General features: G+C 72.8%; 20 protein-coding genes. 5 read left to right on the top strand and 15 right to left on the bottom strand.

What is annotated here, in order from left to right:
- The first annotated feature begins 108 nt into the window (after nt 1-108).
- The 4 genes from nhaA (at nt 109) to ABZ721_RS33960 (ending at nt 3,271) form a co-directional block, all read left to right on the top strand.
- Nucleotides 109-1,458, top strand: coding sequence for a Na+/H+ antiporter NhaA (nhaA, locus tag ABZ721_RS33975; RefSeq protein ID WP_358792659.1), 1,350 nt, complete (start codon nt 109-111; stop codon nt 1,456-1,458).
- Between the two features lie 93 nt (nt 1,459-1,551).
- Nucleotides 1,552-2,001, top strand: coding sequence for a phage holin family protein (locus tag ABZ721_RS33970; protein ID WP_358792641.1), 450 nt, complete (start codon nt 1,552-1,554; stop codon nt 1,999-2,001).
- Nucleotides 2,002-2,014: 13 nt separating this feature from the next.
- Nucleotides 2,015-2,938: an alpha/beta hydrolase gene (locus ABZ721_RS33965; protein ID WP_358792640.1), complete on the top strand. Its 924-nt coding sequence runs from the start codon at nt 2,015-2,017 to the stop codon at nt 2,936-2,938.
- Nucleotides 2,939-3,088: 150 nt separating this feature from the next.
- On the top strand, nt 3,089-3,271 hold the full coding sequence (locus tag ABZ721_RS33960) for a hypothetical protein (protein ID WP_358792639.1): 183 nt from the start codon (nt 3,089-3,091) through the stop codon (nt 3,269-3,271).
- Nucleotides 3,272-3,359: 88 nt separating this feature from the next.
- On the opposite strand, the gene ABZ721_RS33955 is transcribed toward ABZ721_RS33960, so the two are convergent.
- The 3 genes from ABZ721_RS33955 to nth all read right to left on the bottom strand — a co-directional run bounded on the left by ABZ721_RS33955 (nt 3,360) and on the right by nth (nt 6,191).
- Complete coding sequence (locus tag ABZ721_RS33955) at nt 3,360-4,553, bottom strand: MarP family serine protease (protein ID WP_358792638.1); 1,194 nt, start codon at nt 4,551-4,553, stop codon at nt 3,360-3,362.
- A gap of 106 nt (nt 4,554-4,659) precedes the next feature.
- Entirely contained in the window at nt 4,660-5,337 is a 678-nt protein-coding gene (locus tag ABZ721_RS33950) for a CoA pyrophosphatase (protein WP_358792637.1), read from the bottom strand.
- A complete protein-coding gene (gene nth / locus ABZ721_RS33945) occupies nt 5,334-6,191 on the bottom strand; it encodes an endonuclease III (protein WP_358792636.1) in 858 nt (285 codons plus the stop codon). The genes ABZ721_RS33950 and nth overlap by 4 nt, the downstream gene beginning before the upstream one ends.
- Before the next feature lie 230 nt (nt 6,192-6,421).
- On the opposite strand from nth, the gene ABZ721_RS33940 reads away from it, so the two are divergent.
- Nucleotides 6,422-7,096: a Crp/Fnr family transcriptional regulator gene (locus ABZ721_RS33940; protein WP_358792635.1), complete on the top strand. Its 675-nt coding sequence runs from the start codon at nt 6,422-6,424 to the stop codon at nt 7,094-7,096.
- Nucleotides 7,097-7,227: 131 nt separating this feature from the next.
- Here the strand turns inward: ABZ721_RS33940 and ABZ721_RS33935 are convergent, their stop codons facing one another.
- From ABZ721_RS33935 to ABZ721_RS33880, 12 genes are all read right to left on the bottom strand, one after another.
- A complete protein-coding gene (locus ABZ721_RS33935) occupies nt 7,228-7,887 on the bottom strand; it encodes a response regulator transcription factor (RefSeq protein ID WP_358792634.1) in 660 nt (219 codons plus the stop codon).
- Entirely contained in the window at nt 7,884-9,281 is a 1,398-nt protein-coding gene (locus tag ABZ721_RS33930) for a histidine kinase (RefSeq protein WP_358792633.1), read from the bottom strand. Before ABZ721_RS33930 ends, ABZ721_RS33935 begins: the two co-directional genes overlap by 4 nt.
- A gap of 121 nt (nt 9,282-9,402) precedes the next feature.
- Entirely contained in the window at nt 9,403-10,377 is a 975-nt protein-coding gene (locus ABZ721_RS33925) for an alpha/beta hydrolase (RefSeq protein ID WP_358792632.1), read from the bottom strand.
- 3 nt (nt 10,378-10,380) lie between these two features.
- The gene (kynU, locus tag ABZ721_RS33920; protein ID WP_358792631.1) at nt 10,381-11,652 is read right to left on the bottom strand and encodes a kynureninase; all 1,272 of its coding nucleotides are present in this window, start codon (nt 11,650-11,652) and stop codon (nt 10,381-10,383) included.
- Nucleotides 11,645-12,502 carry a tryptophan 2,3-dioxygenase family protein gene (locus ABZ721_RS33915; RefSeq protein WP_358792630.1) on the bottom strand — a complete coding sequence of 286 codons (858 nt, stop codon included), beginning with the start codon at nt 12,500-12,502 and terminating at the stop codon, nt 11,645-11,647. Before ABZ721_RS33915 ends, kynU begins: the two co-directional genes overlap by 8 nt.
- A gap of 82 nt (nt 12,503-12,584) precedes the next feature.
- On the bottom strand, nt 12,585-13,385 hold the full coding sequence (locus ABZ721_RS33910) for a DUF3152 domain-containing protein (protein WP_358792629.1): 801 nt from the start codon (nt 13,383-13,385) through the stop codon (nt 12,585-12,587).
- A 341-nt stretch (nt 13,386-13,726) separates the two neighbouring features.
- Nucleotides 13,727-14,140, bottom strand: coding sequence for a DUF3151 domain-containing protein (locus ABZ721_RS33905; protein ID WP_358792628.1), 414 nt, complete (start codon nt 14,138-14,140; stop codon nt 13,727-13,729).
- Nucleotides 14,141-14,309: 169 nt separating this feature from the next.
- On the bottom strand, nt 14,310-15,332 hold the full coding sequence (fbaA, locus tag ABZ721_RS33900) for a class II fructose-bisphosphate aldolase (RefSeq protein WP_164294589.1): 1,023 nt from the start codon (nt 15,330-15,332) through the stop codon (nt 14,310-14,312).
- Between the two features lie 196 nt (nt 15,333-15,528).
- On the bottom strand, nt 15,529-16,068 hold the full coding sequence (pyrE, locus tag ABZ721_RS33895) for an orotate phosphoribosyltransferase (RefSeq protein ID WP_138357064.1): 540 nt from the start codon (nt 16,066-16,068) through the stop codon (nt 15,529-15,531).
- Nucleotides 16,069-16,171: 103 nt separating this feature from the next.
- Entirely contained in the window at nt 16,172-16,969 is a 798-nt protein-coding gene (locus ABZ721_RS33890; RefSeq protein ID WP_358792627.1) for an aldose 1-epimerase, read from the bottom strand.
- Between the two features lie 169 nt (nt 16,970-17,138).
- The gene (locus tag ABZ721_RS33885; RefSeq protein ID WP_358792626.1) at nt 17,139-17,945 is read right to left on the bottom strand and encodes an SRPBCC domain-containing protein; all 807 of its coding nucleotides are present in this window, start codon (nt 17,943-17,945) and stop codon (nt 17,139-17,141) included.
- 210 nt (nt 17,946-18,155) lie between these two features.
- On the bottom strand, nt 18,156-19,745 hold the full coding sequence (locus ABZ721_RS33880; RefSeq protein WP_358792625.1) for a polyamine aminopropyltransferase: 1,590 nt from the start codon (nt 19,743-19,745) through the stop codon (nt 18,156-18,158).
- Nucleotides 19,746-19,763 lie beyond the last annotated feature (18 nt).

The following is a 19,763-nucleotide window of genomic DNA, read 5'->3' as shown; positions in this document are numbered from 1 at the left end:
TCACCCGTGACCGAGCGACCCACGACCGACCGATCCGCGACCGGGCGACCCGCTGCCGACGGCCCCGCCGCCGACGGTCCCGCCGCCGGACGGTCCTTCCTCGGCCGGCTGTCCCTTCCCGAGCGGACCTACGTCGCCGACGCGCTGCGTGCCGAGACCGTGGGCGGCGTCCTGCTGCTCCTCGCCGCCGTCGCCGCGCTGATCTGGGCCAACACCCCGGTGCACCACACCTACGAGACGGTCAGGGAGTTCCACTTCGGTCCCTCCTCCCTCGGGCTGGACCTGTCGGTGCAGCACTGGGCGGCCGACGGGCTGCTCGCCGTCTTCTTCTTCGTCGCCGGGATCGAGCTCAAGCGCGAGCTGGTCGCCGGCGAGCTGCGGACGCCGTCCGCGGCGGCGCTGCCGGTCGTCGCCGCCCTGTGCGGCATGGCCGTGCCCGCCCTCGTCTACGTGGTGGTCAACACCGTCGGCGGCGGAGCGCTGGACGGCTGGGCGGTCCCGACCGCCACCGACATCGCGTTCGCGCTGGCCGTCCTCGCGGTCATCGGCACGTCGCTGCCGTCCGCGCTGCGCGCCTTCCTGCTGACGCTCGCCGTCGTCGACGACCTCTTCGCGATCCTGATCATCGCGGTCTTCTTCACCTCGTCGATCGACTTCGTGGCGCTCGGCGGCGCCGCACTGGGCCTGCTGGTCTTCTGGGTGCTGCTCCGCCGGGAGGTGCGCGGCTGGTACGTCTACGTGCCGCTGGCCCTGGTCATCTGGGGGCTGATGTACAACAGCGGGGTGCACGCCACCATCGCGGGCGTCGCCATGGGGCTGATGCTGCGGTGCACCCGCCGGGACGGCGAGGAGCACTCCCCCGGCGAGCACGTCGAGCACCTGGTGCGCCCCCTCTCCGCCGGCTTGGCGGTGCCGCTGTTCGCGCTGTTCTCGGCGGGTGTCGCCGTCTCGGGCGGCGCGCTCGGCGACGTCTTCTCGCGGCCCGAGACGCTCGGGGTCGTCCTCGGCCTGGTGGTCGGCAAGACCGTCGGCGTGTTCGGCGGCACCTGGCTCGCGGCCCGGTTCACCCGGGCGGAGCTCAACCCGGACCTCCGCTGGCCGGACGTGCTCGCCGTCGCCTCCCTGGCCGGGATCGGCTTCACCGTCTCGCTGCTGATCGGCGAACTCGCCTTCGACGAGGACCCCGCGCTGGCCGACGAGGTGAAGGCCGCCGTGCTGATCGGCTCCCTGATCGCGGCCGTTGTCGCGGGCGTCCTGCTCAAGCTCCGCAACGACAAGTACCGGGCGCTGTGCGACGAGGAGAACCGTGACGAGGACGGGGACGGCATCCCGGACATCTACGAGCAGGACAACCCGGAGTACCACCTGCGGATGGCGGAGATCCTGGAGCGGAAGGCCGCCGAACACCGCAGGCTCGCCGAACTGGCCCGGGTCGACGGCGCGGGCGGCGGGGACTGAGGCATGATCTGTGGGTAACAGTCCCTACCACCAGGTAGCCGGGCATGGCGGGTACCGACGCATGACGGATACCGACTACCGACGGAGGATGCGATGAGCGCAGTGGAGCAGACCGAGGGCGCGAGCCGCAGTCTCGGACAGCTGTTCGCCTCCGCCACGGCGGAGATGTCCGCCCTGGTGCACGACGAGATCGCCCTCGCCAAGGCCGAGCTGCGCGAGGACGTCAAGAAGGTCGGCCTCGGAAGCGGCGCGATCGCGGGCGCGGCGGCGCTGGCGTTCTTCGCCCTGCCGATGTTCAGCATGGCGGCGGCCTACGGCATCCACGCCCTCGGGCTGGGCCTGGCGTGGTCGTTCCTGATCGTCGGCGGCGCGTACGTGCTGATCGCCGTCGTCCTCGGGGTGTTCGCGCGGGCGAAGTTCAAGAAGGTGAAGAAGCCGGAGCGCAGCATCGCCTCGGCCAAGCAGACGGCAGCCGTACTGCAGAGCGTCAAGCCGCATCCGCGAGCCCTGGAGTCCGGTGGCACGGAGGACCTCAAGGTGTGACACGCTCAGCTGCATGACGGTCGTTGCTCATTCCTCGGTCGCACGGCTCGAAGGGCCCTGGACACACCGGGATGTCGCCGCGAACGGCGCGCGATTCCACATCGCCGAGGCCGGCGACGGTCCGCTGGTGCTGCTGCTGCACGGCTTCCCGCAGTTCTGGTGGAGCTGGCGGCACCAGCTGACGGCGCTCGCCGACGCGGGCTTCCGCGCGGTCGCGATGGATCTGCGCGGGGTCGGCGGCAGCGACCGCACGCCGCGCGGCTACGACCCGGCGAACCTGGCGCTGGACGTGACCGGGGTGATCCGCTCGCTCGGTGAGCCGGACGCGGCGCTGGTCGGCCACGACCTCGGCGGGTACCTGGCCTGGACCGCGGCGGTGATGCGGCCGAAGCTGGTGCGCCGGCTGGCGGTCTCCTCGATGCCGCACCCGCGGCGCTGGCGCACGGCGATGCTCACCGACATGAAGCAGAGCGCGGCCGGCTCCTACATCTGGGGCATCCAGCGGCCGTGGCTGCCGGAGCGGCAGCTGGTCGCGGACGACTCCGCGATGGTCGGACGGCTGATCCGGGAGTGGTCGGGGCCGCTGCTGCCGGACGAGGAGACGGTAGACGTCTACCGGCAGGCGATGCAGATCCCCTCGACGGCGCACTGCGCGGTGGAGCCGTACCGCTGGATGGTGCGCTCGATGGCCCGTCCCGACGGCATCCAGTTCAACCGGCGCATGAAGCGCCCGGTGCGGGTGCCGACGCTGCACCTGCACGGCTCGCTGGACTCCGCGGTGCGCATCCACAGCGCGGCGGGCAGCGGTGAGTACGTGGAGGCGCCGTACCGCTGGCGGCTCTTCGACGGGCTGGGGCACTTCCCGCACGAGGAGGACCCCATCGCGTTCTCGACCGAGCTGATCAACTGGCTGAAGGACCCCGAGCCGGACCGGTAGGGGCGGCTGGGGCCACAGCGGCGGGCGATGCGGCACCGTCATGGAGCAACCGTTACTACTAACTGACGATCAGCCAAATGCCGGACGCATAGGCCAATTGGCCGCGCCCCGCACGATTACCGACCTTGAGGCGCGGGCACGTAGCTCCGTATGGGTTGGACGCACGACTACCGTGATGTAGAACGCAACCGCCGCACCCTCGTCGCAGCTGTCAACCGCGCGACGCCTGCGGCCGTACTCCCCGAGGGGGAGCACCAGATCGGTATCCCACGCATTCTGCAGCGGCGCGCGCGGTGGGTGGGCGCGCGCCTGCGGCACCCCCGCAGCGACTGACCGGGCCCGGGACCGTCCGTCCGGTTGGCCGTCCGTCCGATGACGAACGGCCGGCGAACGCACGGCCAGCGGGGTCCCGCCCGGCTTCCTAGAGTGCGCAGCCCTGGCTGTCGACCTGGCGGTCGGCCGTGCGGCCTGCGGTGATGTCGTCACGGATCTCGTCCGCGGTCAGTGCGTAGCCGGTGTCCGCGTCGTCGAGGGACTTGGCGAAGATGACGCCTGCCACCTTGCCGTCCGGGGTGAGCAGCGGGCCTCCGGAGTTGCCCTGGCGCACCTTCGTGAAGAGCGAGTAGACGTCGCGGTGCACGGTGCCCCGGTGGTAGATGTCCGGGCCGTTCGCCTGGATGCGCCCGCGCACGCGGGCCGCCCTGACGTCGAAGCCGCCGTTCTCCGGGAAGCCCGCCACGATCGCGTCGTCGCGGCTGTGCGCGTCGCCGAAGTTCAGCGCGGGCGCGTTCAGCTCGGGCACCTGCAGGACGGCGATGTCGCGCCGCCAGTCGTAGAGGACGACGCGGGCGTCGTAGAGCCGGCCCTCGCCGCCGATCTGCACGGTGGGCTCGCTGACCCCGCCGACGACGTGCGCGTTGGTCATCACCCGGTCCCTGGCGAAGACGAAGCCGGTGCCCTCCAGCACCTTGCCGCAGCTGGGCGCGGTGCCGACGACCTTCACGATGCTCCGGCGGGCCTGGTTGACGACGGCGCTGCTCGCGAGCCGGGGGTCCGGCGCGGGCACCGAGGTGATCGGCTCGCTGCCGAAGGGGCTGAAGACCTGCGGGAGGCCGTTCTGGGCGAGCGTGGAGCTGAAGTCGGTGAACCAGGTGTCCGCCTGCTGGGGGATGACCCGGGAGACGCCGAGCAGCACCTTCGAGGAGCGCACCTCGCGCCCTATCGTCGGCAGCGCCGTCGTGGCGAGCGCGGAGCCGATCAGCCAGGCGACGAGCAGCATCGCGGCGACGTTGACGAGCGCGCCGCCGCCCGCGTCCAGCGCGCGGGCCGGGGACCACGTGATGCGGGTGCGCAGCTTGTTGCCCAGATGGGTGGTGCAGGCCTGGCCGACGGAGGCGCAGACGATCACCACGACCACGGCGACCACCACGGCCACGGACCCGGGCGAGGAGTCGTCGGTGACCTTGTCCCAGATCATCGGCAGCAGGTAGACGGCGGCCAGTCCGCCGCCCAGGAACCCGATCACCGACATGACGCCGACGACGAATCCCTGGCGGTAGCCGACCACCGCGAACCACACGGCGGCGAGCAGCAGCAACAAGTCCAGCACGTTCATCTAGGTTGACCTCGCGAGGACGGTCCAGCTCGACCGGGGCATCGGCCGGGCTTCCCCGGGGTGCCCCCCAGGAAGACACAGCACGAGCACACGGTCTCATGCCGTCCTATGCGAGTGGCACCGTCCGGCTCCGGTCCCAGGGCTGCTCCCAGCCCGCGAAGTGCAGGATCCTGTCGATCAGACCGGCTGTGAAACCCCAGACCACGGCGTTCTCGACGAGGAACGCCGGGCCCCGGAAGCCGCTCGGATGCGTCATCGTCGCCCGGTTGGCGGGGTCGGCGAGATCCGCGACGGGGACCCGGAAGACCCGGGCGGTCTCGGCCGGGTCGACGGCGCCGACCGGGCTGGGGGTGCGCCACCAGCCGAGCACCGGGGTCACGACGAACTCGCTGACCGGGATGTAGAGCCGGGGCAGCACGCCGAAGATCTGCACCCCCGACGGGTCCAGACCGGTCTCCTCCTCCGCCTCGCGCAGGGCCGCGCGCAGCGGGCCGTCACCCTCGGGGTCGCCGTCCTCGGGGTCGAGCGCGCCGCCGGGGAACGAGGGCTGGCCCGCGTGCGACCTGAGCGAGGACGCGCGCTCCATCAGCAGCAGGTCCCGGCCGTGCTCGCCCTCGCCGAAGAGGATCAGCACGGCGGACTGCCGGCCCCGGCCGGACGGGGGCGGCAGGAACCGGCTCAGCTGCTCGGGCAGGACGTCCCCCGCGGCACGCGCCACCGGCTGCAGCCACTGGGGCAGCCCCTGGATCGACACGGCCGCCTCGCCGCCCCGCGTCGTCGTCATGCGCTCCCCTGCGTCCGGGCCGTGGTGGCCGCCGGGGCGCCCATGGGCGGTGCCGGATCACCCGGATAGTCGGACGGGGGCTTCAGACGCTGGCCGGGGGCGCCGCCCAGCTCGTACTTCAGCAGCTTCTTCGCCTTCTCCGGGTCCGTCTCGCCCTCGCCGTACGACGGGCAGAGCGGGGCGATCGGGCAGGCGCCGCAGGCGGGTTTGCGGGAGTGGCAGGTACGGCGGCCGTGGAAGACCACCCGGTGCGACAGCATCGTCCACTCGCTCGTCGGGAAGAGCGAGCCGACCTCCTGCTCGACCTTCTCCGGATCCTCGGAGGTGGTCCAGCCGAAGCGGCGCGCGAGCCGGCCGAAGTGGGTGTCCACGGTGATGCCGGGGACGCCGAAGGCGTTGCCCAGGACCACGTTCGCGGTCTTGCGGCCCACTCCGGGGAGCGTGACCAGGTCCTCGAGGCGGCCCGGCACCTCGCCGTCGAACCGGTCGCGCAGCGCCGCCGACAGGCCCAGCAGCGACTTCGCCTTGGCGCGGAAGAAGCCGGTCGGCCGGATCAGCTCCTCCAGCCGCTCCGGTTCGGCGTCCGCGAGGTCCTCCGGCGTCGGGTAGGCGGCGAAGAGGGCGGGGGTCGTCTGGTTCACCCGCAGGTCGGTCGTCTGGGCGGAGAGGACCGTCGCGACGAGCAGCTGGAAGGGGTTCTCGAAGTCGAGTTCCGGATGGGCGTACGGGTAGAGCTCGGCGAGCTCGCGGTTGATCCGCCGCGCCCGGCGGACCAGGGCGACACGGGATTCCGGTTTCTTGGCGGGCTTGAGCGAAGCTTGTTCGCTCACAGCGGAACCAGGGGTTCGGGTCACTCGCTTGGCCGTCACACCCTGCCGTTTACTCTGCGAACTCGGCGTATCAGACACCCGGCCAGCCTAAGCCTCGGCACAGACATCCGGCCGTGGCCACAAGGAACCGACCCCCAATCGGACCCCCGGGGCACGTGCTCGGCGATACATAAGACAGACTTGTGATTGATCGCACTGTTTTGCCAGCGGGCATCACGGGGGATCATCCGGCGATGTCGACAAGGAGAGAGCTCGTGGACGACGTTCTGCGGCGCGCGGCGCTTTTTGCGGCGCTCGACGATGAGCAGGCCGCTGAACTGCGCGCCTCGATGACCGAGGTCACGCTCGCGCGTGGCGACGCGCTGTTCCACGAGGGCGACCCCGGGGACCGGCTCTACGTCGTCACCGAGGGCAAGGTGAAGCTGCACCGCACGTCCCCCGACGGCCGCGAGAACATGCTCGCCGTCATCGGTCCCGGCGAGCTGATCGGTGAGCTGTCGCTCTTCGACCCCGGCCCCCGGACCGCCACGGCCACGGCGCTGACGGAGCTCAAGCTCCTCGGCCTGGGCCACGGCGACCTGCAGCCCTGGCTGAACGCCCGCCCCGAGGTCGCGACCGCGCTGCTGCGCGCCGTCGCGCGCCGGCTGCGGCGCACCAACGACGTCATGTCGGACCTGGTCTTCTCGGACGTGCCCGGCCGTGTCGCGAAGGCGCTCCTCGACCTGTCGCGCCGTTTCGGTGTGCAGTCCGAAGAGGGCATCCACGTGGTGCACGACCTCACGCAGGAGGAGCTGGCCCAGCTCGTCGGCGCCTCGCGCGAGACCGTCAACAAGGCGCTCGCCGACTTCGCCGGCCGCGGCTGGCTCCGTCTGGAGGCTCGCGCGGTGATCCTGCTCGACGTCGAGCGGCTCGCCAAGCGCAGCCGCTGACGGACCGCCCCAGCGCCTGTCGAAGGCCCCGCCCGTCACCGGGCGGGGCCTTCCGCGCGTCCAGGACGCTCCTGCGGGCCCGGACGCCCGCTGCGGCCCCACAAGACTCCCCACGGCGCCCTCGGGCCCCGCTAGCCCCCCGGCGTGACCAGGCGGGCCTCGTAGGCGAACACGGCCGCCTGGGTGCGGTCCCGCAGGCCGAGCTTCACCAGGACCCGGCTGACGTGGGTCTTGACGGTCGACTCGGCGACGACGAGGTGCGAGGCGATCTCGGCGTTCGACCGGCCCTGGGCGACCAGGACGAGGACCTCGGTCTCCCGGTCGGTCAGATCGCCGACCCGGTCCTGGGCCGGCGGCCTGGGCGTACCGAGCCGGGAGAACTCGGCGATCAGCCGCTTGGTGACGGCCGGGGCGAGCAGCGCCTCGCCGGCCGCCACGATCCGTACGGCGTCGCCCAGCTGCCGCGCCGAGGCGTCCTTGAGCAGGAAGCCGCTGGCTCCGGCGCGGAGCGCCTGGTAGACGTACTCGTCCAGGTCGAAGGTGGTCAGGACGAGGACCTTGGCGTCGGCGTCGGCCGCGACGATCTCGCGGGTCGCCTCCAGGCCGTTCATCTCGGGCATCCGGATGTCCATGAGGACGACGTCGGGACGGAGCGCGGCCACCTGGGCGACGGCCTCCCGGCCGTCGACCGCCTCCCCCACGACCTCGATGTCGGGCTGCGCGTTGAGCAGGACCGAGAACCCCTCCCGGACCATCATCTGGTCGTCGACGATCAGCACCCGGATCGTCATGCGGGTTCCCCGTTGGACTTGGCCAGGGGCCAGGGCTTCCGCTGCGGTGGGGCTTGCGGTGCCGCCGGCTCCGGGTTCGGGTCGGGTCTCGGCTCCGCCGCCACGGGGATGAAGGCCGTCACCTCGTACCCGCCTTCGGCGGTGGGTTCAGCCGTCATCTCACCGCCCAGCATCGACACCCGTTCCCGCATGCCCAGCACCCCGTGGCCCGCGCCGTGCGACGGCCGGACCTCTCCGGTGGCGGGGCCGTTGACCACGCGCAGGCCGAGGCCGCCCAGGACGTACCCGATCTCGACGCGGGTGGCGGCGCCCGGAGCGTGCCGCAGGGCGTTGCTGAGCCCCTCCTGGACGATCCGGTACGCGGAGAGCTCCACGCCCTGCGGCAGCGTCCGGACGGCGCCCGTCACCACCTTCTCGACGTCCGCGCCGGTCTCCCTGACGTTGGCCAGGAGCGGGTCGAGGTCGGCGAGGGTGGGCTGCGGGGCCTCGGGGGCGCTGTCGGCGAAGGAGTCGGGATCGTCGGCCCGGACGACGCCCAGGACGCGGCGCAGCTCCGACAGGGCGGCCACCGCGTTCTCCCGGATGATCGCGAAGCTGCGGGTCAGCTCGGCGGGCGGGTCCTCGACGCGGTAGGGCGCGGCCTCGGCCTGGATCGCGATGACGGACATGTGGTGCGCGACGACGTCGTGCAGCTCGCGGGCGATCGTCGTGCGCTCCTCCAAGACGGTGCGGCGCGAGCGCTCCACCTGGGTGACCGCCACCTGCTCGACGACCTTCGCCTGCGTCTCGCGCCAGCCCTTGGCCAGCACCACGGTGAGCAGCACGACGAACGACAGCAGCGCCATGGCGAAGGTGTCCGACGCCCGGTAGGGCATGAAGAACACGAACGCGCTGCCGAGGGCCACCGTCAGCAGCCACATCTGCGCCGCCACCCGCGGCCGGGTGCGCTTCGCGACGACCGCCATCACCACCAGGTGGGAGACGAAGCCGGTGGCCGACCACGGCCACAGCGAGAACTCGCCGGCCGCCGCGCCGGTGAGGAAGGCGGCGGCGAGCGACAGCCACCAGCCGCCGACCGGGCGGAAGATCACCGTGAAGAGCGGGATCCCGGTGAGGAGCGCGGCGGGCAGCGCCGATCCGCCGCGATCGCTCTCGAACACGAAGCCCAGCATCATGAGGAAGCAGGCGAAGGCCGCCAGGCAGGTGTGCGGCAGCCAGCGCGCGGAGTCGCGGAGCCGGTCGGGGAGCCGGCGCAGGAACACGCCGTCGGTGGAGCGGGGCGGCAGCGGGCGGAAGGCGAAGGCGTCGGTGACCAGGTCGTCACGCAGCCCCTTCAGCGCGCCCCGGGCTATACGGAGCTCGGTCCGCAGAGTGGTCTGGTCGGTGTCGGTCACGCTCACACAGTAGGCAGCGCGCGCGGGCGCGTCGTCCACACCGCAGCCGATCTCCGGGCATCCGTCTCAGGGACTACACGGGTCCGCCGGAAGGCCGCCCGCGGCGGCCTGGGCCCGCCGGCTACCAGGCGAGTTGCGCGATCTCCTCGGCGACGACGGCGCACGCGGGTGCCGCCGGGTCGATCAGCGGGAAGTGCCCGACGCCGTCCAGCACGGCCTCCACGACCTCCTCGCCCGCGAGGGCCGCGGCCTCCGCGAAAGCCCGTGCGACCTGCGGCGGGACCACGTTGTCAGTGGTGCCCTGCACGATGGTGGTGGCGATACCGGTGGGCAGCAGCGCGGCGGGATCGGCGTGGGGCAGCCGCGCCGTGACGTGCTCGGGTCCGCCGAGGAACTGCACGACGGCGTCGGAGCAGACCCGCAGCCGGATCGCGGACGCGAAGTCCGCGACCGGCGCGAGGGCGACGACTCCGCGCAACGGGGGAGGCGATGGGCGGTGCCAGGGGGAATCGGGCGGGAGGACGTTGCGGGCGGCGGCCCACAGCGCCAGATGGCCGCCCGCGCTGTGCCCGGTGAGCACGACCCGCCGGGGGTCCACGCTGTCCGCGCCCAGCGCCCGGACCGCGAGGGCGGGCAGGGCGTCGACCGCGGCGGCGATGTCGTCGAGGGTGTCGGGCCAGCGGCCCGCCGGCGGCGGGTCCTCGCGCGGGTAGGCGCTGCCGTCGCCGCCGTGCTGCGGCTCCTCGCCGCCGCGGCGGTACTCCACCGACGCCACGGCGAAGCCGAGGCCGGCGAGGTGGGCGGCGAACGGCGAGACGTGCCGCCGGTCGAAGCGGGCGCGCCAGGCGCCGCCGTGCAGGAGGACGACGAGCGGCGCGGGCCGCGGGGCCGCACCGGGCGCGACGCGCGGCCGGTAGAAGTCGGCGATCTGGTCGGGCAATTCACCGTAGGCCGCGGTCACGTCCGGGGGGACGGCCGGGTGGGCGAAGGCCGACGCCTCCTCCGCCTCCGCACGCCGGGCGGCGGCCGCCGCCCGGCCGAGGCCGGCCGGGGACGGCGCGCGGGGGGTGGCGTGCTCGGGCGTGGAGGCGGGCATGGGTTATCGGTTCCCTTCACCGGTGTCGTCGCCGGTCGGTGCGCCGGCCGCGCCGCCGGGCCCCGTCCCGGCCTCCTCGTCGACCTCGCGGAGCACGTCGGCGAGGACGCGCGCGGCGCGCTCGGCGTCGGCGAAGCGCGTGTAGAGCGGGGTGAAGCCGAAGCGCAGCACGTCCGGGCGCCGGTGGTCGCCCACGACGCCGCGGGCGGTCAGCCGACGCATGACCTCGCCCGCGTCGTCGCAGCACAGCGCGACCTGGCTGCCGCGCTCCTCGTGCGGGGCAGGCGTGATCGACGAGACCCGGCCGGACGGCACGTGGTGCTCGACGCATTCGAGGAAGAAGTCCGTTAGCGCCAGGCTCTTGGCCCGCACGTCCGCGACGGCGACGCCGTCCCAGGCGTCGAGCGCGGCGTCGAGGGCGAGCAGCGACAGGATGTCGGGCGTGCCGACGCGACCGCGGACGGAGCCGTCCGCGGGGTGGTAGTCGGAGCTCATGCCGAAGGGGTCGGCATGCGAGTTCCAGCCCGGCAGCGGCGAGTCGAAGCGGGGCTGCAGATCGCGCCGGACGTAGAGGTACGCGGGCGCGCCGGGGCCGCCGTTGAGGTACTTGTACGAGCAGCCGACGGCGAGGTCCACCCCGTGCGCGTCGAGGTCGACCGGCAGCGCGCCCGCGCTGTGGCACAGGTCCCAGACGACCAGGGCGCCCGCCGCGTGGGCGGCGGCCGTGGTGGCGGGCAGGTCGTGCAGCCGCCCCGTGCGGTAGTCGACGTGGTTGACGAGGACGACGGCGGTGCGCTCCCCCACGGCGTCCGCCATGGCCCCGGCCGCGACGGACCGTACGGTACGGCCGGTCAGCCGCGCCGCGGACTCGGCGAGGTAGCCGTCGGTCGGGAAGGTCGCGGCGTCCACGAGGATCTCGGTGCGCTCCTCCCCCGCCATCCGGACGGCGGCCACGACCGCCTTGAAGACATTGACGCTGGTGGAGTCCCCGGCCACGACCTGCCCGGGGGCGGCGCCGATCAGCGCGCCGATGCGGTCCCCGATCCGCTCGGGCGCCGTCCACCAGCCGCTCTCGTCCCAGGAGCGGATGCGCAGGCTGCCCCACTCCCGCTCGATCACGTCACGCAGCCGGGGCGCGACCGTCGCGGGGAGGGCGCCCAGCGAGTTGCCGTCCAGGTAGACGGTGTCGTCGAGGACGAACCGGTCCCGGATCTTCGCGAGCCCGTCGGCCGCGTCGAGGCGCTCGGCCCGCTCCCGCAGCGAGTCGTCAGACATGGCTGCGCGCCGTCCACAGCTCAGAGAAGACGTTCTTGGCGGCACGTTTCTCCAGCCACGCGACACCGGCGGAGCCCCCGGTGCCCGTCTTCGATCCCATCGCACGGCGGGTCGCCACCAGATGGTCGTTGCGCCAGCGCCAGACCAGCTCGGCGACCTCGGTCAGCGCCTCGCCCAGCCGCAGCAGGTCGGCGTCCGGGGAGGGCCCCTCCCCGGTGGTCCCGGACGCGGAGTAGATCCGCTGCCAGGCCCGCTCGACGGCCGGGTCGGGCTCGTAGCGCTGGGAGAGGTCGCGTTCGAGGAGGCCGGCCGGGATGTCGTGGCCGCGCCGGTGCAGCAGGCCGAGCACCTCGTCGTAGAGGCTCGGCTCGTGCAGCGCTTTCTCCAGCTCGGCGTGCACCCGCGGCGAGCCGCGGTGCGGGACGAGCATGGAGGCCGACTTGTCGCCGAGCAGAAACTCCAGCCGCCGGTACATCGCGGACTGGAAGCCGGAGCCCTCGCCCAGCGCGCTGCGGTAGGAGTTGAACTGGCCGGGGGTCAGGTGGGCGAGCGGCTTCCAGGAGGCGTTGAGCGACTCGAGTTCGTACGTGCTGCGCTTGAGCGCCGCCATCGCCGTCGGGAGGTCGTCCTCGCGGAGCGCCTGCCCCGCGGTGTGCCATTCGTGGACCAGGACGGTGAACCACAGCTCCATGACCTGGGTGGTGACCAGGAAGACCATCTCGCCGGGATCGTCGGAGAGGGTGTGCTGGAGATGGGTGAGGACGTCCGCCTGGACGTAGTCCTCGTAAGGGGTGGTGCCCTGGAAGTCGAGGTTCGGGGTCTCCGGACTCTCGGCCGGTGTTTCGGACATTTCCGTTCCCTTCATGATCTGGGGCCCGGGGTCGCCGGGCCACGCCGAGATCATCTGTCGAGGGCGGTGATTCGGCAAGGGCTCAGGTGACGGACGGTCCGCTGATGTAGTGCCCCTGACGGTCGTAGGGCCAGGCGTTCGGCTTGCAGCCGTTGAGGCCCTTGATCTGCTGCATCATCGCGGGCGCGAGCTTGCCGCGGCCGGGGCAGCCCTCGTGGCCGTGGCCGAGGCTGTGCCCGACCTCATGGTTGATGATCAGGGCGCGGTAGTCGGATATGGGGCCGGTGAACGTCGGTGAGCCGAGGATCCAGCGTCGCAGATTCACCACGACTCCGCCGGGCACCTCGCAGTTCAGCTCGTTCCCGGTGTCCATGTGGATGGCCGCCAGGCAGAGCGCGTCCGCGGTGTCGGGCGTGGCTATGCGGATGACGAGGTCGGCGGTGCCGGACGACACCTGGCGGAAGCCGTGCTTGCCGTCGCGGGTCCAGCTGCGGGAGTCGGCGAGTATCGCCGCCACCTCGTCCACCGCCTGGTCGGCGGAGAGCGCGATGCCGTCCTCCACCTGCACCCGGTAAGTGAGGATGGTGCCCTGGCCGACCGTGGAGCCGCTGCCCTTGCCCTTGCCCGCCCTGAAGGTGCCGGGCCCCGACTTGGGCACGGGGATCGGCTTGTCGTCGGCCTTCTTCGTGGTGGGCGACGCGGGGGTCGTGGGGGCCTTGGACGCCGTCGTGCTCGGGGCCGCGTCCTTCGACGCGGCGGGAGCCGCGGAGGACGGGCCGGGCGGCGACGAGGAGGCGGACGCGTCCGCCGCGTCGTCGGAGCCGCCGCTCCACCACGCGGCGGCACCGCCGACCAGTACGGCCAGCACGGTGAGGGTCAGCATCAGCCGCACACGCCGTTGGGCACGTCGACGCCGGCGCGCGGCCTCGCCCCGACTTCCCCGCCGGCTGGGACCTCGCTGTCGGTCGCCGCCGGCCACCGGTGTGTGATGGGTCAAAGCTCCCCCTGAAGGCATCACCGGAGTGGCTGCCTCCCGGCCGCCGACTGCTCCCGCAGTGCTCACAGACAATGACGCTCACAATCACACACGGGTTCGGTGCAACGCCAAACTGCGTGATTTTTTGTCTGTTTCTGCGCTGGTTCGGGAGCAATCGACAGCCGGACCGGAGGAGGGGGAATCCGCCCAATGCAGCGACCTCGCGGGCGACTTCCGTCAGCCGGAGGTCAGCTCAGGGTGTCGGCCGCGGTCGGCGAGCTGTCGCGGAGGAAGGCCGAGCAGCGCTCGTACTCCTCCTGCTCGCCGATCGCCTGCGCCGCGCGGGCGAGAGCGTGCAGCGCGCGCAGGAAGCCCCGGTTCGGCTCGTGCTCGAACGGCACCGGGCCGTGGCCCTTCCAGCCGGCACGGCGCAGCGCGTCCAGGCCGCGGTGGTAGCCCGTGCGGGCGTAGGCGTACGACTCGACGACCCGGCCGCCTTCGAAGGCGTCGTCGGCGAGCTGGGCCCAGACCAGGGAGGAGGCGGGGTACTTCGCGGCCACCTCGGAAGGGGCAGTGCCGGAGGCGAGCAGCTCGCGCGGCTCCGGGTCGTCGGGCAGATGGGTCGGGGGCGGGCCCCCGAGGAGGTCTTTGTGAATGGCCATGGTTTCCAGTCTGCCTTGTCCGGGACGGCAAGAGGCCCCCCGGGCCGGAACGGCGGGCCCGGGAGGCCTCTGCGGTGCGGTGCCGCGCGCTGCTCGCCGCGGCCTTCCGCGACGTACGGCGAGCGACCGCCGCCCACTGCGTACTGCGACTTACTCGATGTACTGGGCGTTACTTGATCTTGTTGCCCGCGGACCGCAGGTTCTCGGCGGCGACGACGACGCGCGCGGCCATGCCGGCCTCGGCGGACTTGCCCCAGACGCGGGGGTCGTAGACCTTCTTGTTGCCGACCTCGCCGTCGACCTTCAGGACGCCGTCGTAGTTGCGGAACATGTGGTCGGCGACCGGGCGGGTGAAGGCGTACTGCAGGTCGGTGTCGATGTTCATCTTGACGACGCCGTTCTCCAGGGCCTCGTTGATCTCCTCGATCGTCGAGCCGGAGCCGCCGTGGAAGACGAAGTCGAAGGCGTTGGCCTTGCCGTGCTTCTCGGCGACCGCTACCTGGAGCTCCTTGAGGATCTCCGGACGCAGCACGACGTTGCCCGGCTTGTAGACGCCGTGCACGTTGCCGAAGGACGCGGCCAGCAGGTAGCGGCCCTTCTCACCGAGGCCGAGGGCCTCGACGGTGCGGAACGCGTCGTCCGGGGTGGTGTAGAGGGAGTCGTTGATCTCGTGCGAGACACCGTCCTCCTCGCCGCCGGTCGGGGTGATCTCGACCTCGAGGATGATGTTGGCCTTGACGGCCTGGGCGAGCAGCTCCTGCGCGATGGCGAGGTTGTCGTTGAGGTTCTCCGCCGAGCCGTCCCACATGTGGGACTGGAAGAGCGGCAGGCGGCCCGCGGCGACGCGGTCCTGCGAGATCTTCAGCAGCGGGCGCACGTACGCGTCCAGCTTGTCCTTCGGGCAGTGGTCGGTGTGCAGCGCGACGGTGACCGGGTACTTCTCGGCCACGATGTGGGCGAACTCCGCGAGCGCGACCGCGCCGGTGACCATGTCCTTGCTGTACTGGCCGCCCAGGAACTCCGCACCACCGGTGGAGATCTGGATGATGCCGTCGCTCTCCGCCTCGGCCAGCCCGCGCAGCGCGGCGTGCAGCGTCTGCGACGAGGTCACGTTGATGGCCGGGTAGGCGAACTTGCCTGCCTTCGCCCGGTCGAGCATCTCGTTGTAGACCTCGGGGGTTGCGATGGGCATTTGTCCGCTCCTCGTGATGTGCGGGTCCTGATACTGCGGTACGACGCCGTTGTCGGCACCATCCTCCCAGAGACGCGCTCGAACACCACCTCGGTGCCGCCCCCGTATGCGAAGACCCCCTGGACGTTCCACGTGGAACGTCCAGGGGGTCGGAAAACGCGCAGGTCAAGCCGTTACGGCAGGGCAGCGGCCGGACTCAGCCGAGGTCGAGATCGGCCAGCGAGTAGGCGGCGAGGTACGGCAGCCCGGCCGCCTCGATCGCCGGGGCGGCGCCGCGCTCCACGATGACGGCGACGGCCACGACCTCGCCGCCGGCCTCGCGCACCGCTTCGACGGCGGTCAGCGGCGAGCCGCCGGTGGTCGAGGTGTCCTCGACGACCAGGACGCGGCGGCCCTTGACCTCGGTGCCCTCGATCCGGCGCTGCATGCCGTGCGCCTTGGTCGCCTTGCGGACGACGAAGGCGTCGAGCCGCCGGCCGCGGGCGGCCGCCGCGTGCAGCATCGAGCCCGCCACCGGGTCGGCGCCGAGCGTCAGCCCGCCGACGGCGTCGAAGTCGAGGTCTTTGGTCAGGTCGAGCATCACCTGGCCGGTCAGCGGCGCCGCCTCGCCGTCCAGGGTGATCCGGCGGAGGTCGACGTAGAAGTCGGCCTCCAGACCGGAGGAGAGGGTCACCTTGCCGTGGACCACGGCCTTGTCCTTGATCTGCTGCAGCAGGGCTTCGCGCACGTCACTCATGGCGTCGAGATTAGCCGCCGCGATCGGCTCGGGCGGAATCGGCGGCCGGAGCCAGGCCCGGCCGCCCCCGCCGGGACTCGGCCCGACCGCCCCGGCCCGAGACTCAGCCCAGCCGCTCCCAGGACCACACCGTCGTGATCTCCAGCGGATCGATCGGGGTGACGAGGCGCGGCAGCGTGTTGAGGCCGTTCGGCGGCCCGGACTGCGGCTCGACGCACACGGCCTCGGGCTGCTCGTCGTAGACCACGACCCATTCGCTCGGGCTGGTCACCCGCACCCGCAGCTCCTCGGGCCAGGTCAGCGACACGTCCACACCGTCCGGCATGCCGAAGCAGTCGTCCCACGGCGAGGGCTTCGGGTCGATGCGCTTGCCGGTGGGCAGGTGGTCGTCGCCGCGCTCCTCCTGCCACGCCGCGCTGAACTCCAGCTCGACGTCGCGGCCGCCCTGTCCGAGGTTGCGCAGGAACCAGGGGTGCCAGCCGGCCTGAGCCGGGAAGGAGTCGTCGGTCGCCTCCACCGACAGGGTCATCCGCAGTTCGCTCTCCGCCAGTTCGAGCGTCTGCGTCACCCGGCCGCGGTACGGCCAGGGGTCGGCCAGGTCGAAGTAGTACGACGCGGCCACGTCCGATCCGCCGCGGGCCTCGCGCCACGCGGTGTGCCGCCCGGTGCCGTGGATCGCGTGCGGTGCCGCGTCCACCGGCAGTTGGTGGACGATCCCGCCGTTGCGGAACCGGCCGTTCTCGGTCCTGCCGCACCACGGCACCATGATGAACGCGCCGTAGCGGTCGCCCTGGCGCAGCAGTTCGGTCCCTCCGACCGTCAGCGAGGCGATCCGGCAGCCGTCCTGCGGCACCACGGTCAGTTCGGCGTCGCCCGCCGTCAATTTCTTCCCAGTCGTCACCCTACGAGCGTAGGGCCTGCCCCCGGCTCGCGGGCCGCCCGGCCGCCCCCGCGCACGTCAGGAGCCCTCCGGACAGCGCCGGAACCGACCGGACACCGCCGGATCCGGACGCCGCCGGACCCGGCCGGACACCGCCACCGCCGGCCCCGGGCACCGTCCCCGCGCGGCGCTACCTGCGGCGCCGCAGCACCCGGCCCACGACGACCGCGGAGGCGACCAGGACCGCGGCGGCGGGTCCCGCCCAGCGCAGGGTCGCGGTGGTGGAGGTGGTCGCCGCGGAGGGCGCGGGGGCGTAACGGCCGCGGGGCGGGGCGTGGTCGACCTCCTCCGCGCTGCGGCCGATCATGGTGCGGCGCGCGTGCGCCGCCTCGGCCGGGGGTTCGAGGTCGTCGAGCTCCGCGGCGGTCTCCGGGACCTCCACGTCGACCTCGACGTCCTCGTCGGTCAGTTCCACCTCGACGAGCGCGATCTCCTCGCCCGCGTCCGCGTCCCCGCCCTCGTCGGCGCCGTCGAGGCCGTCCACGACGTCGGGTTCCTCGGGCAGCGCCGGGAGCCCGGCCGACAGTTCCGCCGTGAAGCGGTCGAGGAGCCGGCGGGCCGCGGCCTCACGGACGCCGTCGGCGAACGCGGCGAGCCGCCCCTCGGCCGTCGTGCTGCCGTTGAAGGAGAACATCGTGCCGGGGACGGCCTGGTCGGCCTCCTCCACGAGCACCGTGAGCGTGAACTTCACGGTGCCGGTGCCACGGGCCTCGACGCCGTCGCCGTCGACGGAGAACCCGCCCTCGCGCTCGGTGACGCGGATCGAGCCCCGGTACGTGATCGTCGAACTGCCGACCCGCACGCGCAGCTTGCCGGTGAGACCGTCGCCGCCGGGGTCGGGCTGCCAGCCGGGCAGGCTCGCCGCGACGCGGGCCGGGTCGGCGAGCGCCTGCCGAATGGTTTCCGCCAGGACCGGAACGAACACCTCATGCTCCATGCGGGGAGCCTACCGACCCCCGGCCGCCCAGGGCACCTGGTCGCACCTCCCGGCCCGGCCACCACCCGGGGCACGGTCCCGGCGTCCCGCGGGGGCGCCCGCCGCGCAAACGGAACCCCTCGTGCCCCGGACGCACGGCAGCCGCGCGTGTCATCCGGCCACCCCCGGCAGCGGTTCCCGTCATCCGCCCACCCGCGACAGCCGCCCCCGTCATCCGCCCACCCGCGGCCGCATCAGTGTGGACGGCGGCAGCCCGTCCTCGCGGGTCGCCCAGGCCGCCGCGCCCAGGGACCGCAGGGTCTCGGGCGACAGCGAGCGCAGCGGTGGCGCGTCCGGGGCGAGCCGCAGTTCGGGCGGCGTGCGCGAGGCCAGCACGAAGCCCCAGTCCGTGGGGCCGGCATCGGCCCGGCCGGACCAGCGGTCGGGCCCCGACGGGGGCCCGCAGTCCCGCCCGCCGGTCAGGTACGGCACGGAGCGCAGCCCCGTGGCCCGCACCGTCGCGTCGATCGTCCAGTAGGAGTGCGGGCTCGCGCTCGGCGAGCCCGCGTGGACGGCGAGCCGCCCGTCCCCGGCCAGCGCGCGGCCGGCCAGGCCGTAGAACTCCTCGGAGTAGAGCTTCGCGCTGCGCGAGATCCCCGGGTCGGGCAGGTCGGCGAGGATCACGTCGTACGGTCCCGGGCGGTCGGTCCGCAGCCAGTCGAAGGCGTCGGCGGTGACGGTGCGGACCCGCGGATCGGCGTAGGCGTGCCGGTTGAGCGCGACGAGGTCGGCGTCGGTGCGGGCGAGCCGGACCAGCTCGCCGTCCAGGTCCACGACGGTCACCGACGTGACGTCCGGGTACCGGAGCACCTCGCGCAGCGCGAGGCCGTCCCCGCCGCCGAGGATGAGGACGCGCGAGTGCCGGCCGGCCATCGCGGGGTGCACCAGCGCCTCGTGGTACCGGTACTCGTCGGCTCCGCAGACCCGCAGCCGGCCGTCGAAGAAGAGCTGGACGGGGGTGCCGGAGCCGCCGGTGAGGACGATCTCCTGCACGTCGGTCTGCTCGGCGACGCGCACGTCCCCGCCGTACACCGCGCGCCGCGCGGCCTGTTCGAACTGGCCGGCCGTCAGGGCGGCGCCGCCGAGCAGTGCCAGCACGCCGAGGTTGGCGACGAGCAGCCAGTTGCGGGCGCGCCGGGTCAGGTCGCCGCGGAACAGCCACAGCACCATCGCGGCGCCGCCGACCGCGTTCACCGCGCCGGTGACCAGCGCTCCGGTGAGCTGGCCGAACGTCGGCAGCAGCAGGAACGGGAAGGCGAGGCCGCCGACCAGCGCGCCGACGTAGTCCGCGGCGAACAGGTCGGCGACGGCGCCGCTCGCGTCCTGCAGCCGGATCCGCTGGATGAGCGTCATGAGCAGCGGGATCTCGGCGCCGATCAGCACCCCGATGGCGAAGGCGCAGGCGATCATCGCCGGACGCGCCATCCCGAACCAGGCGAAGCACGCGTGCAGGGCCATCACCGAGAGGCCGCCGACCAGCGCGAGCGCCGCCTCGACGCCCGCGAAGCCGACGGCCGCGACGCACCGTATGTGCTTGGCGAGCACCGAGCCGACGCCCATGGCGAAGACCATCACCGAAAGGATGACGGAGGCCTGGGTGACGGAGTCACCGACGAGGTACGAGGCGAGGGCGACGAGTTCGAGTTCGTAGACGAGCCCGCACGCGGCGCACACGAAGACGGCGGCGAGGACCAGTGCACGGGCCGGGCCGACCGGTACAGGGAGCCGCACGGCGGACACGCGGCTTGTCTGGTCGATCATGAATGAACGCTATGTCAG

Origin of the sequence: Streptomyces sp. NPDC006733, assembly GCF_040636125.1 — a bacterium.
In the GTDB taxonomy this organism is placed as follows: Bacteria; Actinomycetota; Actinomycetes; order Streptomycetales; family Streptomycetaceae; genus Actinacidiphila.
The sequence above is the reverse complement of the archived record's forward strand: the minus strand, read 5'-3'. Positions and strand labels throughout refer to the sequence as shown.

Bases quoted from the DNA above. Each gene is read 5' to 3' on its own strand.
- ABZ721_RS33950 (WP_358792637.1), bottom strand. From the start codon at position 5,337: ATGACGACGACGCGGGGCGGCGAGGCGGCCGTGTCGATCCAGGGGCTG.
- ABZ721_RS33885 (WP_358792626.1), bottom strand. From the start codon at position 17,945: ATGGAGCATGAGGTGTTCGTTCCGGTCCTGGCGGAAACCATTCGGCAG.
- ABZ721_RS33955 (WP_358792638.1), bottom strand. From the start codon at position 4,553: ATGAACGTGCTGGACTTGTTGCTGCTGCTCGCCGCCGTGTGGTTCGCG.
- ABZ721_RS33910 (WP_358792629.1), bottom strand. From the start codon at position 13,385: ATGCTGACCCTCACCGTGCTGGCCGTACTGGTCGGCGGTGCCGCCGCG.
- ABZ721_RS33935 (WP_358792634.1), bottom strand. From the start codon at position 7,887: ATGACGATCCGGGTGCTGATCGTCGACGACCAGATGATGGTCCGGGAG.
- pyrE (WP_138357064.1), bottom strand. From the start codon at position 16,068: ATGAGTGACGTGCGCGAAGCCCTGCTGCAGCAGATCAAGGACAAGGCC.
- ABZ721_RS33965 (WP_358792640.1), top strand. From the start codon at position 2,015: ATGACGGTCGTTGCTCATTCCTCGGTCGCACGGCTCGAAGGGCCCTGG.
- ABZ721_RS33880 (WP_358792625.1), bottom strand. From the start codon at position 19,745: ATGATCGACCAGACAAGCCGCGTGTCCGCCGTGCGGCTCCCTGTACCG.
- ABZ721_RS33915 (WP_358792630.1), bottom strand. From the start codon at position 12,502: ATGTCCGAAACACCGGCCGAGAGTCCGGAGACCCCGAACCTCGACTTC.
- ABZ721_RS33960 (WP_358792639.1), top strand. From the start codon at position 3,089: ATGGGTTGGACGCACGACTACCGTGATGTAGAACGCAACCGCCGCACC.
- kynU (WP_358792631.1), bottom strand. From the start codon at position 11,652: ATGTCTGACGACTCGCTGCGGGAGCGGGCCGAGCGCCTCGACGCGGCC.
- ABZ721_RS33970 (WP_358792641.1), top strand. From the start codon at position 1,552: ATGAGCGCAGTGGAGCAGACCGAGGGCGCGAGCCGCAGTCTCGGACAG.
- ABZ721_RS33905 (WP_358792628.1), bottom strand. From the start codon at position 14,140: ATGGCCATTCACAAAGACCTCCTCGGGGGCCCGCCCCCGACCCATCTG.
- ABZ721_RS33925 (WP_358792632.1), bottom strand. From the start codon at position 10,377: ATGCCCGCCTCCACGCCCGAGCACGCCACCCCCCGCGCGCCGTCCCCG.
- fbaA (WP_164294589.1), bottom strand. From the start codon at position 15,332: ATGCCCATCGCAACCCCCGAGGTCTACAACGAGATGCTCGACCGGGCG.